16 protein-coding genes are annotated in these 16,010 nt (G+C 37.0%); 2 read left to right on the top strand and 14 right to left on the bottom strand.

Features of this window, described 5'->3' with window-relative positions; all coding sequences use genetic code 11:
- Positions 1-76: 76 nt before the first annotated feature.
- The gene (locus ASE55_RS19890; protein WP_157844642.1) at positions 77-1,120 is read left to right on the top strand and encodes an acyltransferase family protein; all 1,044 of its coding nucleotides are present in this window, start codon (positions 77-79) and stop codon (positions 1,118-1,120) included.
- 93 nt (positions 1,121-1,213) lie between these two features.
- Entirely contained in the window at positions 1,214-2,101 is an 888-nt protein-coding gene (locus ASE55_RS09305) for a glycosyltransferase family 2 protein (protein ID WP_056218297.1), read from the top strand.
- Here ASE55_RS09305 and ASE55_RS09300 read toward each other — a convergent pair.
- The 14 genes from ASE55_RS09300 to ASE55_RS09235 all read right to left on the bottom strand — a co-directional run bounded on the left by ASE55_RS09300 (position 2,093) and on the right by ASE55_RS09235 (position 16,009).
- Positions 2,093-3,037: a glycosyltransferase family 2 protein gene (locus ASE55_RS09300; protein ID WP_238585028.1), complete on the bottom strand. Its 945-nt coding sequence runs from the start codon at positions 3,035-3,037 to the stop codon at positions 2,093-2,095. The two genes, ASE55_RS09305 and ASE55_RS09300, sit on opposite strands and share 9 nt — an antisense overlap.
- Positions 3,038-3,041: 4 nt before the next feature.
- Positions 3,042-3,989: a glycosyltransferase family 2 protein gene (locus ASE55_RS09295; RefSeq protein WP_056218294.1), complete on the bottom strand. Its 948-nt coding sequence runs from the start codon at positions 3,987-3,989 to the stop codon at positions 3,042-3,044.
- Entirely contained in the window at positions 3,989-5,785 is a 1,797-nt protein-coding gene (gene asnB / locus ASE55_RS09290; protein ID WP_056218291.1) for an asparagine synthase (glutamine-hydrolyzing), read from the bottom strand. The genes ASE55_RS09295 and asnB overlap by 1 nt, the downstream gene beginning before the upstream one ends.
- Before the next feature lie 171 nt (positions 5,786-5,956).
- The gene (locus tag ASE55_RS09285) at positions 5,957-6,904 is read right to left on the bottom strand and encodes a glycosyltransferase family 2 protein (RefSeq protein ID WP_238585027.1); all 948 of its coding nucleotides are present in this window, start codon (positions 6,902-6,904) and stop codon (positions 5,957-5,959) included.
- Positions 6,901-7,704: a glycosyltransferase gene (locus ASE55_RS09280; RefSeq protein WP_056218282.1), complete on the bottom strand. Its 804-nt coding sequence runs from the start codon at positions 7,702-7,704 to the stop codon at positions 6,901-6,903. The genes ASE55_RS09285 and ASE55_RS09280 overlap by 4 nt, the downstream gene beginning before the upstream one ends.
- Before the next feature lie 15 nt (positions 7,705-7,719).
- Positions 7,720-8,388 (bottom strand): NAD-dependent epimerase/dehydratase family protein, encoded by a 669-nt coding sequence (locus tag ASE55_RS09275; RefSeq protein ID WP_056218279.1) that lies wholly within the window; start codon positions 8,386-8,388, stop codon positions 7,720-7,722.
- Positions 8,389-8,448: 60 nt separating this feature from the next.
- Positions 8,449-9,258, bottom strand: a complete 810-nt coding sequence (locus ASE55_RS09270; protein WP_056218277.1) for a hypothetical protein — start codon at positions 9,256-9,258, stop codon at positions 8,449-8,451.
- Complete coding sequence (locus tag ASE55_RS09265) at positions 9,255-10,157, bottom strand: glycosyltransferase family 2 protein (protein WP_056218274.1); 903 nt, start codon at positions 10,155-10,157, stop codon at positions 9,255-9,257. The genes ASE55_RS09270 and ASE55_RS09265 overlap by 4 nt, the downstream gene beginning before the upstream one ends.
- On the bottom strand, positions 10,150-11,025 hold the full coding sequence (locus ASE55_RS09260; protein WP_056218271.1) for a glycosyltransferase: 876 nt from the start codon (positions 11,023-11,025) through the stop codon (positions 10,150-10,152). Before ASE55_RS09260 ends, ASE55_RS09265 begins: the two co-directional genes overlap by 8 nt.
- Positions 11,026-11,031: 6 nt before the next feature.
- A complete protein-coding gene (locus ASE55_RS09255) occupies positions 11,032-11,697 on the bottom strand; it encodes an NAD(P)-dependent oxidoreductase (protein ID WP_056218268.1) in 666 nt (221 codons plus the stop codon).
- 7 nt (positions 11,698-11,704) lie between these two features.
- The gene (locus tag ASE55_RS09250; protein WP_056218266.1) at positions 11,705-12,883 is read right to left on the bottom strand and encodes a glycosyltransferase family 4 protein; all 1,179 of its coding nucleotides are present in this window, start codon (positions 12,881-12,883) and stop codon (positions 11,705-11,707) included.
- A gap of 102 nt (positions 12,884-12,985) precedes the next feature.
- Positions 12,986-14,344, bottom strand: coding sequence for a GNAT family N-acetyltransferase (locus ASE55_RS09245; protein ID WP_056218264.1), 1,359 nt, complete (start codon positions 14,342-14,344; stop codon positions 12,986-12,988).
- Positions 14,337-15,293: a hypothetical protein gene (locus ASE55_RS09240; RefSeq protein WP_056218261.1), complete on the bottom strand. Its 957-nt coding sequence runs from the start codon at positions 15,291-15,293 to the stop codon at positions 14,337-14,339. The genes ASE55_RS09245 and ASE55_RS09240 overlap by 8 nt, the downstream gene beginning before the upstream one ends.
- Positions 15,290-16,009, bottom strand: a complete 720-nt coding sequence (locus ASE55_RS09235; RefSeq protein ID WP_056218258.1) for a WbqC family protein — start codon at positions 16,007-16,009, stop codon at positions 15,290-15,292. The genes ASE55_RS09240 and ASE55_RS09235 overlap by 4 nt, the downstream gene beginning before the upstream one ends.
- Between the last annotated feature and the right edge of the window lies 1 nt (position 16,010).

Below are 16,010 nucleotides of genomic sequence, written 5' to 3'. Positions count from 1 at the left end.
TTAACACAGTGACCAAAGTATGTATGTCGTGTGCGGGTATTGATCCGGGGCCGTTAAGAAAAACCAGTCTATTTCTGTGAAAATCACCCAGATCACTTTTACCCGGTTCATCGCTGCATTGGCGATTGTTGTTTCCCATTTTAAAAAAGATTTATTTTTATATAAAATCAATTACCTCTCCGACATTTTCTTAAAGGCAAATGTAGGCGTGAGTTATTTTTTTATCCTTTCCGGATTCATTATGATTGTGGCCTACCATAAAAAAGAAAAGATTGACTATACCAATTTTTATAAGAACAGGTTTGCAAGAATTTATCCTTTGTATGTTGCCGGGATGCTTCTGCTTCTATTTACAAGATATTCAGGTTTCAGTTTTTACAATGTGTTCCTGTATCTGTCCGGGCTTCAAAGCTGGGTTCCGGGAGATGTGATGGTGCTGAACTTTCCAGGATGGTCAATTTCTGTGGAATTTCTGTTTTATCTTCTTTTTCCTTTCCTGTACAATTATCTTTACATAAGAGGGAATAAGCATATCTGGGTTATCATTATTCTGATCTGGCTGGGGACACAGATTTTTTCAAATCTTTATATCATTTCTTCAGCATATAAAGGGCCTCATACCGTCAGTTATGAGTTCATCCATTATTTTCCGTTATTACACCTTAATGAATTTTTGGTAGGGAACCTCGCGGGAATCCTGTTTATGAAAAATTTCAGACCGAGGAATTATGACGGTATGATCATCTTATTGTTTACAGCCGTTTTATTGGCTTTAATCTTTATTCCCTTAAACTTTCACAATGGTTTAATGGCTGTTTTATTCATTCCTGTAATTTATCTGATTTCATGCAACAACGGCGCTCTGACGAAGTTATTCTCCTGGAAGCCGCTTGAATATTTAGGCGAAATCAGCTATGCCGTGTACATTGTACATATTCCTGTGCTGTATATTTTAAGAAAGATATTATGGGAAAGCCTGGAAATTTATAAGAGTGATACGGTCTTTTTGATCTATATTCCGTGCCTGCTGCTGGTCTCAGCATTCCTTTATGAGGCTGCGGAAAAACCGTTACGGAATTATTTAAAGAAGGTGAAAATCAGAAAAAAGCCTTACTTTTGACCCCATGTAAAAACATAAACAGTGAAGCAGTTAGCGTATTGAAATACCATGTTTCATTGATTGAAATTAATTTATTAACAGAACCAAGCTATAATGACAAAGCCCTTAGTTAGTGTTTGTACCCTTACGTATAACCAGAAGGATTATATAAAACAGACTGTAGAAAGCCTGCTGATGCAGGAAACTTCTTTTGAATATGAGGTGGTGATTTCTGATGACGGATCTACAGACGGTACTGTGGAAATTATTGAAGACATCATAAAAAACCATGAGAACGGACACCGGATCAGGCTATTGGCACATGCAAACATGGGCGTTTTACCTAATTATATCTATACTTTTCCGCAATGCCAGGGTAAATATATTGCTTTCTGTGAAGGGGATGATTATTGGACAGACCCGAAAAAACTGGAAATCCAGGCCCGGTTTCTGGAAGAAAATCCGGATTTTTCCATCTGTTTCCATCAGGTAGACAGAATTCTTGATGATAAAGTAATAGGGCCGGCTCCCAAAGAAAATGTAGAAGCTGTGTACACGCTTTCAGATCTTTCCAAAGGATCTATGATGTATACGCCCTCTGTGATGATGAGAGCGGAGCATATGAATCTTCCGGATTGGTATGTGGAAAGTCCTCTTTTTGACTATCCGCTGCAGATGATGGTAGCCAGGAAAGGTAAAATAAAGTATCTGCCCATTAATATGGCTGATTACAGGGTAGGAACGGGAATCTGGACGACTGATAACGGTACGGCACAGATGAAAAAGCTGGAAAAGCTGATGTCACTGCTCCAGAGAGAATTTGCAGGTTATGATGAGGTGTATGAGACTCTTACCCGCAGGAAAAATGAGTATACCTTTGTTATTATCGAGCACGAATTTTATATCCGGCTGTATAACCAGACCATAGATTTCTCCAAAATCAGTTTTTCGACTACATTAAAGCTTGTGGTTAATAAATTAAAATCAAAACTTTTAAAGTAAATATTTCCTGAAATTAATATTATAAAGTCCTGATCTGATACTCGGATAATCGGTAACCATATATTTTACAATCATCTGCCATTTCTTTACCGGAGTGGCCAGGGCAATTTCATAGCTGCGGAGCATTCTCAGAATATGCAGTTTTATATCTTCGGGAATGGTTTTTTCGCTCTGTGCCCAGGTATTTACCTCTCTCCATAACAGAACCCTGCTGGAAGCCGGATTTACTTTTTTTGAATCTACGGCTGTAATTCTGTTGCTCTCGTGCACGCCTCTTACTGCCACAGCCTGATCAAGAATGCCAGGATACAAGTTAAGATAATAGGACAGCCTGAACAGAAATTCCGTATCCTGGTGCAGCCTGAGATGGGTTTTGAAAAAAGGATTCAGTTTTTTTACCATCGCTTCCCTTCTGACGGTCAGGCAGTCAATGCTGAAAAGCCCGAAGCTACCTCTCAGGTTAAGCTGCCCCGGAAAAACATCTTTTGGGTCATGCTTTTTGTAAACGGTTGTAAGACGGTCGCCAAAGATATGGTAATACTGCTCTTTCGCCTTGTCAGAATAGTAATGAACGCCTAACGCACCGTATACGCCTTCTATTTCAGGATTTTTAAACAGTTCTTTTTCTGCATCAAAACGGTTGGGCAGGTAGTAATCATCGGCATCAAGAAATGCGATAAAATCACCGGTTGCTTTGTCCAGTCCTAAATTCCTGGTCGGGCCCGCTCCGTGATTCCCTTTGTCAGGATGCTGGAACAGCTTTACCCTTTCATGCTTCATTTCAAGGTTCCGGCAGACTTCCAGGGCATTATCCGGAGACTGGTCTTCAATCAGGATAACTTCACCTACTTCCTCAAACTGTAAGGCAGATTCTACAGCCTGGGTAACAAATTTTTCAGCATTATAGACCGGAATTATTACGGAAATGTTCATCATTTTTTTAAGATTGATTAGTATGGCTAAAAGTAAACCGGTACTTTGTTTTTAATATTTTAGGGTTTGTCATTACTGCTGAAGCTAATCCTATCAGTTTTTTTAAACCCTGTTTCTGGGAAAGTTCGAAAGCTTTTCTTTCCAAATAAAATTTTTCTTTTTCGTCAGACTTTAAAGATAAGTTTTCAGACCATTTATACAGAGAATCCCAAAGCAGGTACTGGCGTTCATTGTATTTTTTTGAATACCGGATAATCTTTGTAATCCTGTTGTTGTCATGGACGCCCCTTATGGCCACGGCTTTGTCAATAATTCCTGATTTCAGATGGCAGAAATAGGCGAGCTTAATGATAAAATCAGAATCCTGATGTACCCGGAGGTCAGGATTGAAGCGGAGGTTATGTTGAACAACGGCAGATTTACGGACTGTAAGGGTATTCAGATGAAAAAAGGTGCCGAACGTTTTCGGTGTCAGACCCAGCAGCCCTCTGAAAACTTCTTTCCCTTCTGCAGCATACTGCACAGTAGTAAGCAGCGAGCTGTTAAATTTGGCCTCGTATTCCTGCTTTCCTTTTTCGGACAGGTATTCTACGCCCAGGGCACCAAAAATACCGTCAATTTCCGGATCTTTAAGCAGTTCTTTTTCCGTATCGAACCGATTGGGCAAATAATGGTCATCAGAATCCAGAAATGCAATAAATGCTGATGAAGCTTTTTCCATGCCTAAGTTTCTCGTAGCCCCTGCACCGTGATTGCCGTTATCCGCATGGCGGTACAGCCTGATCTTCGGATTTTGGGAAGCCAGTTTTTCACAAAGTTCCAGTGACTGATCTGTTGATCCGTCTTCAGCCAAAATGATTTCTCTTATCTCATCAAACTGAAGGGCAGACTGTACGGCTTTTTCAAGGAATTCCGCAGCATTATAGACGGGAATGATAACCGATATTTCCAGCATTATAAAACAGTTTGGTTATTATGCGCCCAAAGTGACAGCTGCAGGAGGTTCCAGTGTTTATGGTCTTTATTGAGGAATTTCTGTGCAGATGAAAAATCAATATAATTAAAGATTTTCTGGTTTTTATCTTTAAGGAGATCGTTGGATAAGTTCATCAGGTTTTCCTCTTCAAACCAGCTTTCCACACTCATTCCGAAGCCCTGTTTATTGCGGTTTCTGATGGTTTCTGTCCAGTATGACTGCATGGATTCACGGAGAATGATTTTATCATGGCTGTTATCCAGTTTCAGCTGTTCAGGAAGCTGAATACAGAATTCTGCAAAATCGACATCCAGAAAAGGAGTCCTTACTTCCAGCGAATTAGCCATGGCCATTCTGTCAGATTTTACCATCATATTACCAGGAACAAATTTTTCCAGATCTATCCTCATGATATCATTCAGGGAATCCGGATCCGGCGTAAAACTGTAAGGCTGCTGATAATTTTCAGAAATGCCCAATCTGCTTCTTTCCTCCTTGCTGAATGTATTCCGTACAAAATTCTGATGGAAATCCAGGATGTTTTTATGCTGGATATTTTTCTGGGTGATGAATGAGGTCTCTCTCATTTTCTGATAGAGTTTCATCCCGAATTGAGCGATTATATTTTTATAGCTGAAATGGTTTCTCAGCTGGTTTTCAATCTGATAGAAATTATATCCGCCAAAGAGCTCATCGCCTGCATCACCGGAAAGCACAACCGTAAGGTTTTCCCCGGCCGCTTTACAGATCTCATAGTGAGGAATGAAAGAGCGGTCTGCAAAAGGCTCATCCAGAAAAGGTGTTACCTGAAGCAGGGAGGCCGACAGATCTTTTTTCTGTTCATTAATTTCTATATGATTGGTTTTGTACTTATCCGCTATTTCTTTGGCATATTTAAGTTCGCTGTCTTTATGATCATACCCGAAGCTGATGGTGGTCTGGTTCGGCAGAAATTCAGCTACCAGTGCCACAATGGATGAAGAATCCAGTCCGCCGCTCAGAAAGCTTCCTACTTCTACGTCAGCGACAATCTGCTTCTGGACTGCTTTTTTAAGAAGGTAAGTAAATTCTTCTTTGGCATCAGATAGACTGACTACCCGGTCTTTCTGAGGCAGGCTGTAATATCTGGATACGGAAAAGTTCCCGTGTTTCCAGATCAGCTGATGCGCGGGAGGAAGGGTATGGATATTTTCATAGATGCTGTGGTACGTGCTTACATATCCGTACTGCAGATAATGGGAAAGTGCTTCCTGGTTCACTTTCGGGCGGATCAGCCCTGAGGCAAGAATCGATTTTATTTCAGACGCAAAAATAAATTCATTATTGCTGCCGATAGCATAGAAGAACGGCTTTTCCCCAAAGCGGTCCCTGGCACAGAACAGTTCCTGCTTTTCATCATTCCAGATCGCAAAGGCAAACATTCCCGGAAGGTCATGAATAAGCTTCTCCTGTTTTCTCTGGTACATGGCCAGAATCACTTCCGTATCCGAACTTCCCTGATAAGGGTAGTCAGAATAATCTGCTTTTATGGATTGGTATCCGTAAATTTCACCGTTCAGAACAATGCATTCATTGCGGGTACCGGAAAACATCGGCTGTTTGCCGTTTTCGGAAAGGTCGATAATGGAGAGCCTCCTGTGGCCTAACGCTGCGTTTTCATAATATTCGGCATGGGCAGCATCCGGACCGCGGTGTGCCAGCGAATCGGTCATTTTTTTCAACGCTTCCTGGTAATTCCGGGCGTTACCGGCTATAATTCCTGCTATTCCGCACATAATATTTTATTTTTCATCACTGGCTGTATGTTGTATTTGCTTATTTCTTCCTGATCTGGTTATTTAGGGACGTATAAATTTATAAAATAAAATTTAGAGATCTAAGCGGAAGTTCAGCATGTTTTTTTGACTGTCTTTTCAATTCAACAGCCATTATTTTACGTTGTTTATTTATATTTTCGGATTGTTTTTCAATGCATAATACCGGTATCTTGTTTTTAAAAGCCTGGGATTAAAAATCGCATACTTTATGAAATTGGTATATTTTGATAAACCGCTTTTACTGGCAATTTTCGAAAACATGTATTTGTACCTGAATAAGTTTTTAGTTATTTCCGGAATGTCTTTTTGTTTTACCGCCCAGAAATACAGTGATTCATAGAGAAGATACTGATGATGGAAAAAGTTTTGCGAGTTGTTTTTAATTTTTGTGATCGTATTATGCTCATGCCCTGTACGGATAGCAACCGGTTGGTCTATAAACCCCGATTTCAGATATCCATAATAAGACAGTTTAATGATAAACTCTTTATCCTCGCCAATTTTCAGTTTTTCATTCAGCCTTAACTTATTCTGATCAAGAACTTTTTTTCTGATCGTGAGGGCAATCATGGAAAAAAAAGTCCCAAAATTTTTATTTACTTCAGATAATCCTAAAAATACATCTTTCCCTTCTGCTTTCTCATATACTGTTGTAAGGCCGTCCGTCATAAATTTTTCCATATATTCTTCCTTGCCTTTTTCTGTAATGAATTCTGTAGCAAGAGCGCCGAACACTCCATCAATCTTAGGATCTTTGAAATACTCCCTTTCTGCATCAAACCGGTTGGGAAGGTAATAATCATCTGCATCCAGAAAGGCAATAAATTCCTGGGAAGCAAGATCAATCCCCAAGTTTCTTGTAGCGGAAACGCCATGGTTCTTTTTGTCCGGATGCTGTATGAATTTTATCCGTGGATCTACTGCTGTAATTTCTCTGCAGATTTCTCTAGAGCCGTCCTTCGAGCCATCGTCAATCAGCAGTAATTCCTTTACCTCCATAAACTGCAAAACAGATTGAACTGCCTTTTCTATATAATCAGCGGCATTATACACCGGGATAATTACGGAGATATTCATGATCTTTTTGAGGTTAAAAAATTTGTATATCTTTTGATATTGTAGATCAGGGTTTTATAAAAAGATATTGTAAAGTGGTCTTCGTCCTTCAGTCCGTAGTCACTGAAATCAATTTTATAAAACCTCTTATTGTCAAACGTCTTATTCATAAGGTTATTCTGATGGATGAATTGAATGTAGAGCGGTTTCTCATCAAAAACAGCAATGTCTTTAAAATCACGGTACTGATGATGGAAATGATGGGTGACTGTTTTAAAATCCTGCACACTTTCCACCAGGCTTACGAAAGGGTTTGCCACGGAATAATATTCTGTAATGAAGGCTTCATTTCCTGAAGTACGGGTAAGCTGCAGGCCTCTTCTAAGATCAATGACAAGATTGTTTATAGGACGGAATAAACGATGGATAGTATCAACATATTCCCTGTGCAGCATATCGTCATTATCTACATCCGTTGTAATCAGATAGGATGAACCTGCTGTATATTCGGGGATAATTTCAGGAAATTTAAGTTTTTTTTCTTCAAGGTCATTTACGAAGTAAGGTTTGAACCTGGGGAACTCTTTTTCAATTTCTTTAATCCGCTCTTTATAAAATTCCGGGGTATTTACATCAAAAAATACGATCCACCAGAAATTTTTATTGGTCTGGTTTTTAAATGACGGCAGGCAGTATTTGTCGAAAATATCAATCCTGTCCATAAACCATTCGTTGGTGAGGGTATTTTTGCCGTCGCGGGTCTGTTTCCAGCTTACAGAGGGAACGTTGAATGAGGTAGTGATAATATGGGTAAAGCTCATCTTGATTTTATGTTTTTACAGGTATTTTTTAATCAGCAGTTTTAAATAATCAGCAGCATTCACTTCTGAGTAATACTGAGTCACGGAGTCATCAAACTCCACCGGATAGAAATCGCCTTCTTCGTTTTCCTGATAGATGGCTGCCGTGTCCAGCTGTTCTTCCATGGCTTCTATAATTTCATTCATGCTGTAATAATACGGATAAGAGAAATTAACCGTCCGGTTGTTCAGGTGTTTGTACTCCGATTCAAAAAACCGGGAAATGTCATCAATATCCACAAGAATTCTTCTTGCTTTTTTATGCAGAATAAAAGGGGTCTTTTCTGAGATTCTGTTTTTCAGGAAGTTAAACAGAGTGTTAGGATTTCCTCCTGCGCCTACAATATTCCCGATTCTCAGGATCAGGTAATTTTCCGAAATATTTTTTATTAAGTCTTCTGCCTGCAGTTTATGAAGCACATACGGACTGTTTTGCTTAGACTGGTCATGAACGCTCAGGGTTGAAAAATAAACCAGCCTGGAACCTTTATTGTTTTGGATAGCTGTTCTAAGGAGCGATAATTCCCTTTCAAATTCTGAATTTCTTGTTTCCAGGGAATTGGAAACGCCGGAAGCAAAGTATACCGTGTTTTCAGTATCCAGATGCTGTAATGATTTTGCAATAAGTCCGCTTCCTATAATCATCCTTTTCTTTTATAAATTGTTTTCTCTGATTTCATTGTCTGAACTTAAACGGGCATAAAGTTAATTATAATTTGCCTGGCCTTTATTGTCATGTTTACCCTGCTCATCAAGCTTCCATGTGCTGGATTTCCCTACGGATTTAATGTAATGCAGGTTTTCTTCCGTAAACTGTTCAGGATTGATGTACCATCCTCCGTGAACGGCCGTGAAATTACCGGCAATCCGTAATGCTTTAAGAAAGTTCTGTGTATTGAAATGCTTTGGGTATCCGGGTTTATACAACGCAAAAGTAGTATCCAGGTTCGCTTTATACAGGTCTTTTTCCACTTCGGCAGCCCAGAACTGTTTTTCCCAATCGATTACTTTTTCTTTCATCGGATAAAAATCAGGAATGGTTTTAAGATCCAAGGCAAAACCTACTTTGGTTACATTTCTGAAATAGGTATGTATAAGTTTCAGAAGGGTATTCATAAAATCTTCCGGTAAAGACGGATTGGGGATAACATCGGCGTCGGTAAGGATAAAAAAGCCCTTCCCGTATTTATGCTGAAGTTCTTTCCGTTCAAAAAAAACCATATGGCCGTAATTCTCAGGCAGCAGCTCCACGGTTACAGAATCTTTAATTGTTTTATAATATTCAAGAAGAGGTGGGTAATCCGAATGGTTGTCTAAAATGACAATGTTTTTAAAACGCCGGCTGATCAGGAAACCTATCAGCTGTTTCAGATCATGCAGCTGGTTGTAATTAATGATAATTACAGGAATGGTCAGCGGATCCTGCAGATGCTTTTTCAGCAGTGGACTGGTTTTCAGCAGATACAGGTACCGCAGGTAATGGCCGTAAGCTTTTATTTTTGAGAGAATGGTCATTTCTTTTTTTCAGCTAAATAATAATAGGTTTTAGGAAGTTCCAGAAGCTTTTTATAATCCTTGAGATATAAATACAATCTGGCCAGGTTGATCTTTAATTTCTGTTTGTTTTTATAAGCGTAGCTGATCTGCTGGTTAATAAGTTTCCGAAGGTACTGCTTTGGGAGCCGGGTATAAAATTTCCGGATAACATATTGCTCAAAAAGATAAATGGCAAAGAGCTTCTCGGGCATATTTTCCTGCTGCCCGCTGATGCTTTCCCCGCTTACCCTTACCAGCACTTTTGCTTCATCAATATAATAAATAGCTTTCCCTTCACTGAATTCCAGGATCGCCAGGTCATCGGTAGCCCATGCGAGAGGAAACTTTTTAAACCCATACCGGTCAAACTTAGTTTTCCGGAAAATGTGTTCGCTGAGGCTGTTCAGTTTTCCTTCCGTAAATTTTCCCATAAAATTATCAATGGGATCAGTCAGCTTTGTAAACTCAGGGCCTTCATCTATCATATTTCCTGCATCATCAATCCGTGAAAGGGCATATTTAACAACATTGCAGCCATTTTTTCCAATATCTTCAATGTGTTTGTAGAACTGTTCCACAAAGTTTTTGCTGATCACGTCATCGTCACCCAGAATGTGAAACCATTCTTCGTTAACGTTCTCCAGAATTCTTTCCCACTGCAGGGCAAGGTTTTTACCTCCCAGGTTATCAGGATAATTAAAATATTGAAAAGGGGTGTCCTGCAGAATTTCTCCGATGAGGTTTTCAGGGTCATCAGGGCTTGCATCATTGCCGATGTATAAAGAAAACTTCCTGTCAGTCTGGTTTTCCAGTGACTGCAGTGTTTCTTTGAAGAAGGTAATTTTATAATAGGGGACAATGATGGCCAGCTTATTCATTCGTGAATTTTTTATTGTATGATTTGGAATACCTTATATAATAAAAATAACTTTTAAGAATCTCTGTTTTATCCCTGAAATTTAATCTTTTCGGGAAAAACCGCAAAGTCTCTCTAATCGTCCTCGTACTGATGAGATGATAAGAAAAGTACTTTTTCATGAACTCTAAAAAAGCTTTTTTTTCAACATTCATGTCAGTCGTCTGGTTAAAATCCGGGAGTATATTTTTTCTTACTTCTGTTATATTATCAAACCATTTCTGATCAGGGTTCCCTTCTGAAAAATGTTCAATCAGGATATCACCAATCACAAAGTTTTTAAATTTCTTTGCCATTCTCAGGCTGAAATCAAGATCATATCCATGAAATCCGGTAAGATTTTCATTGAATAGGATTTCCCTGAAGTTTTTCTTTCCGGTGGCAATAAAGACACCATCCAATGCAAAAGCCCTTTTTTCTGTTTCTCCGCTTTGAAAGGTAGAAATCAGAGAAGGAGTATTTTTTTTGCTGTTCTGAATGCAGTAAATATGATTGTATGAAGAATTATTAATGTACCATCCGCAGGGAGCAGACGGAACATATGAAGATCCTGCAATTCCTACCGCACCGGTATCAGGTTGATCCAGATGACTGATAAGCTTCACTCCCCAGCCCTGGGTCTTAAACAGGACATCTTCATGTAAGAACAGGAGATAATCATACACCGCTTTCCGGGCACCCTCATTATAAGCCTTGGTAATACCCATTATATTGGGATTTTGGATCTGTATAATTTCATACATGAAATCATTACCGATGGTCTCATTAATATTTTTAACAAGCTGATCGTAATAATGGGGCTGATATGAGGAAATGATGATGGAAAGCATTTGAAATTAAATATACTTTTTAATTAAATTCTGCAAATAATCTTCAGCAGCAATACCTTTAAAATGATCGGTTATATTTTCACAGAACGGAACATGATAAAAATCTCCGAATTCAATTTCCTGATAGGCTGCTTTTTTACCTGTTTTTTGCTGGATAGCCTCTACTACTGTTTTTAAATCATAATAATCCGGAAAAGCAACGTTGACGATTTGTTTTTTTAACTGTCCGTTTTTCTTTAAAAACCCGGAAATATCATCAATATCTATAAATAATCTCCTTGCTTTATTATGAAGTGAAAAAGAACTTCCTGATTCTATTTTTGATTTTAAAAAATTGAAAAGCGTATTGGGATTGCCGCCTTTTCCAACAATATTCCCTATTCTCAATATTAAGTAATTATCAGTATTATCCTGAATAAAACGTTCGATTTTAAGTTTATGAAGAACATACAGGCTGTCTTTTTTAGACTGGTCATGAATGCTGAGTGTAGAAAAGTATACTATTTTTTTTTCCGGATGCTCAGCCATGCTGTTCTTCAAAAGTGTATGTTCTCTTTCAAATTCGGATGTTTTTGTTTCAAGAGAATTTGAAACACCTGATGCAAAAAATAAAAAATTTTCTGAATCGATACTTTTAAGTGATTCAGCTATAAGTCCTCTGCCTGTAATCATTTCAGTTCTAATATTTGTTTATCAAATTCAATGTCTTATGAGTCAGATCATTGTCAGAATATTCATGGTCAATTCTGTATTTAATCTTCTGTCCTAATTCCTTCCTGCCAGATTTGTCTTTTGATAATTTTATAATTTCCTCTGCCATTTTATCAAGATCAAGATAGGGAACAAGAATTCCATGGTTATCACTGAGAAATTCTTCCGCTCCGCCGCTTCTTTCAAAAGCAATAATGGGTTTTTCAAGTTTAGCCGCTGTCAGCATTACCAATGGAAAAGGATCTTCTCTGGATAACAGTAAAAAAACATCAAAGATATTAATATAGTTATTGGGTGCCGAATTATGTTCTATATAAATGATTTTATTGTTTACACCCATTTTTTCTGCATCCAATTTTGAACATCTTACTGCAGAATTATTAACTGTTCCTCCGAGGTTAATAAATTTAAATGAAAGATCGGGAGCCTTATCTGTAATTTTTTTTACCAGCATGGGTACCAGATCAGTTCCTTTCCTTAATTCCTGAGCACTCGCAATGCCTATGATAAATTGATTGTCAGTTATGCCAGTTTCTTTTTTTATATGTTCGGAATCTTTGTCAATAACTATTTTCTCATCTACAAATGAATGAATTACGGATATTTTTTTTGCATCTGCCGCGTAATTTTCTATGAGATTGTCTGCAACGGCTTTTGAGCCTGCAATAACCTCGTCAATTCTGTTAAGGTTTTCGATAACATGGTCTTTTTTAACACTGCTTTCGATCCCAAACGTTAATTCATGTACAGCAATTACCGTAGAAATATTATTTTTACTAAAAGGAAGCAGCCACGAAAGCGAGAGCATGGTATTTCCATATACAAGATCATACCCGTTAGATAATAAGTCAGCAGTAATTTTATCAACCGGATTTTCTTTAACGGCTGTCTCTTTTATAATAAGCCTTTTTACCCTCTTTAAATTTCTTTTTAGAAATGAAGGTTCATAAGTCTGGGCAGCGGCTAAAAAAACATGATCTGCCACAGCTGCAAAATCATTATATAGAGCTCCGTTATGCAAAAGCAAAACATCAAAAGTATGATCCGTATTTTTTCTAATTCTTTTCAGTAAGCTCAAGAGCAGGATAGGAGCACCCGATAAGCTCGCTTCATGACTGATAAATAATATTTTCTTATTTTTTTTCATACTTATATTTAGATAAATTCAGGCAGGATTCGAGATTTTACAACTGTTTTATTATATATTTTAATAATCTCACTTATATAATAAAGTTTCCTCTGTAAACTATTAAAAAGAATATCTGATTTTCTTTAATAATATAATGATCAATTTTTTTATGGAAAGACTGTATGCCGCTTTCTCAGGATCCTGAGGATAATTACTCACAGGCAGCGTATCTCTTATATATAAAATTAGCCTCTGGATCTGTTCGTTAAGATTTTTTACCACTTGTTCATTTAAGCTTAAATTGGCTATCATCAGTTTTATTACAAATATGGTGTTAATATACTGAATCTGTTTTGTTTGTGAGCTCCAGATGCCCTGTCCTATTCTGTAGGCACCCATCTTCTCCGGAAAATATTTGATTAATCCATATGAAGCATTAATCATGTGTATAGGATAGTCTCCCGCAGGGGAAGAAATAATCCACGAAGGTAATGCTTCAAAGTTCTTTCTGAAAATAACCGATGCAGTATGAATGAAATTTCCTTCGGCTAAGTCCTCAATGGTATAGGCTTTTTCTGCTGTTTCAGATTCAGTAATTGGGATGTCTAATATTTTTCCTTCAATATCTATTTTTTCTACATTATGAAAACACATACTGTAATCGTTATTTCCTTCTAAGAAATCTACCTGTTTCTGAAGCTTTAAAGGATCAGTCCAGTAATCGTCTCCTTCACAGACAGCAATATACTTACCGGTACAATTTTTATAAGTCTGCTCCTGATTGTTTGCGGCACCTATATTTTTATCATGAAGCAAAAGTTTGAATTTTCCTGGATATAATTTTTGGTAATTAAGCAGGATTTCTCTTGAATGATCTGTGGAACAGTCTTCACCAATGACAATATCATAATTAAAAGCTGTTTTTTGCATCAGAAGGCTGTCCAGACATTCTTTTAAATATATGCCATGATTATAAACCATTACAAATATACTTAATGTAGGAGGGCTGAGTTCAGAAAGTTTCAGAGACATTTTTATAAACTCTTCCGTCTCCTGTATTATGCTAAAATTATTATTTTGATAAGACTTCACAGCGGCTTTATTTTCAGGCCTTACGGTTAAATATACTTCATCAAGCTTTAAAATTTCTTTGGCATAATAAAGAATCTGGTACGTAGCCAGCTGAGAAATTCCCTTACCCCAGAAGTCTTTATTTCCAATGAATATATGGAATTCAGCTGTTTTTTCCTTAATATTTGTAAGTTGTATATTTCCGATATATTGGGTATTACAAAGAATAGCAAATCTTTTGCTGGATATATCCTGTAAAACTTTTTCTATCCATGAAGATTCGATTTCTGCCGTAATATCAATATTTGGCCTTGAACCTGTATATTTCCAGACTTCATTGTCATTTCTCCATTGATATGAAGTTAAAGCATCCTGTATGACAAGCGGCCTGATTAAAACGTTATACATATTCCAAAATCTTTTTCATGTGTTCAATAGAGTATCTCTGATCTATCGGCAGAGCAATAATTTCCTTTGATAAGGTAAAAGCATTTTTATTTTCATCACACCAATCTTGTACATTTGGCCAATATGATGCACAATAAATTCTTTCATTGATGAGTTTCTGCCTGATTTCCATGTCATTGGTACGGAAAGGATAAATCATCGGTATACAGTCATCGTCAAAGTCAATATCCAGAAGATTTTTTTCTTTCAATTTTTCATGTAGAAAGCTGAAATTCTCTCTTCTTTTTTTTATTATATGCTTAAAATCAACTCCAGATAATATTCTTTCTGTCAATGTAGACATTTTTCTGATAGGCTGATTTTCAAGTGATCGATCATTGTCACAAAAATCTGAATATCCTTCTTCGGCAGAACAGTCGATTCTTTTCAGAAGATGGCTCATCCTGTTATAACTCTTGTCCTGCTCAAAATTTTCATTGAGCTTTGTATCTGTATGTAAATAACCGCCATCTGCTACTCCGATAAATTTTCTTGGAGAATAAAATGTGTCGATATGCGATACAGGCTTTGAGAATAGAGCCTGGGCATTATCAATAATGATCTGATCCGGTATTTTGCGGGATAAAATATCTACATATCTATTTTTGATTCCAAAATAATTTGTATATAAAAAAACTTCAGAATCTTTAATTTTAGAAAAATCAAATAGGGGTTCTAAATTAAAGTCTACATCATAAAATTCATATGTCAGATTCAGCTTACTAACCGGCTCCAAAATAACATCGCATGTATAGTAAGGAATATATATCTTGGAATATTTTTTTGCAACAAGAATATATTCCAGACAGTTCCTTGCAGAATTAAGATTGATCAGGTTATCATATAAATGACTTTGATTATGGTCAGGTAATTCAAGATCAAAATATCCTCCTATTGCTTTATTAATCATTTGATTAGTTCAAATTGATCCAACATCATATTAATTTCTTCCGGTGAGTTGAACATCATTACATCAATAATAGACAGTCCGTATTCAAAATTTTCTCTCTTCTGATCATAATCTACAGGAATCATTTTCTGGAATGAAATTTCGATATTACAATCTGTATATTTTTGTGTGTTAAAGAAATCAATTCCCCCGATTGGGTTAATGTAATGTATATCTCTATCCGATTCCAGCTTCTTGCATATATTCAATGCCCATTCATCAGGCCCAGTAGGAGTTTCAATATTTAAATTCATATCCGAAAACACCGGTAATTTTTTTTCAAATCCTAAATACTGACATATTTTTTCCAATGCATGTTTATTTATACCTGTAATCGTATCAGAGTCATACTCAAAAATTTCTTCAATCAGTTTGATTACCTTATAATAATAAGGAGCTTTTTTCTTGTAAATCTGAATTTGGGATAAAATCTTTTTCTTCCAGTCTTTTGAATTGTCAACATAACAATCTTTGATTAATGTATCTCTATTACCTTTAATTAAAGGCACTTGAATATACAGCCAACCTTCATCTTGTTTAAGAATACGGTTTCGTTCAATCCATCCGTGCCGAATAAATTGTATAGGATCAAAAAGTATAAACAAATCAGAATGTTTAATTAGGCTTATATATCCGATATACGGCATAAAATACGGCTGCATTATAGCTACTTTCATA

The sequence above is a fragment of the Chryseobacterium sp. Leaf201 genome (assembly GCF_001421435.1).
Lineage (GTDB): Bacteria > Bacteroidota > Bacteroidia > Flavobacteriales > Weeksellaceae > Chryseobacterium.
Note: the sequence above shows the minus strand (reverse complement) of the source record. Positions and strands in the feature narration are given on the sequence as shown.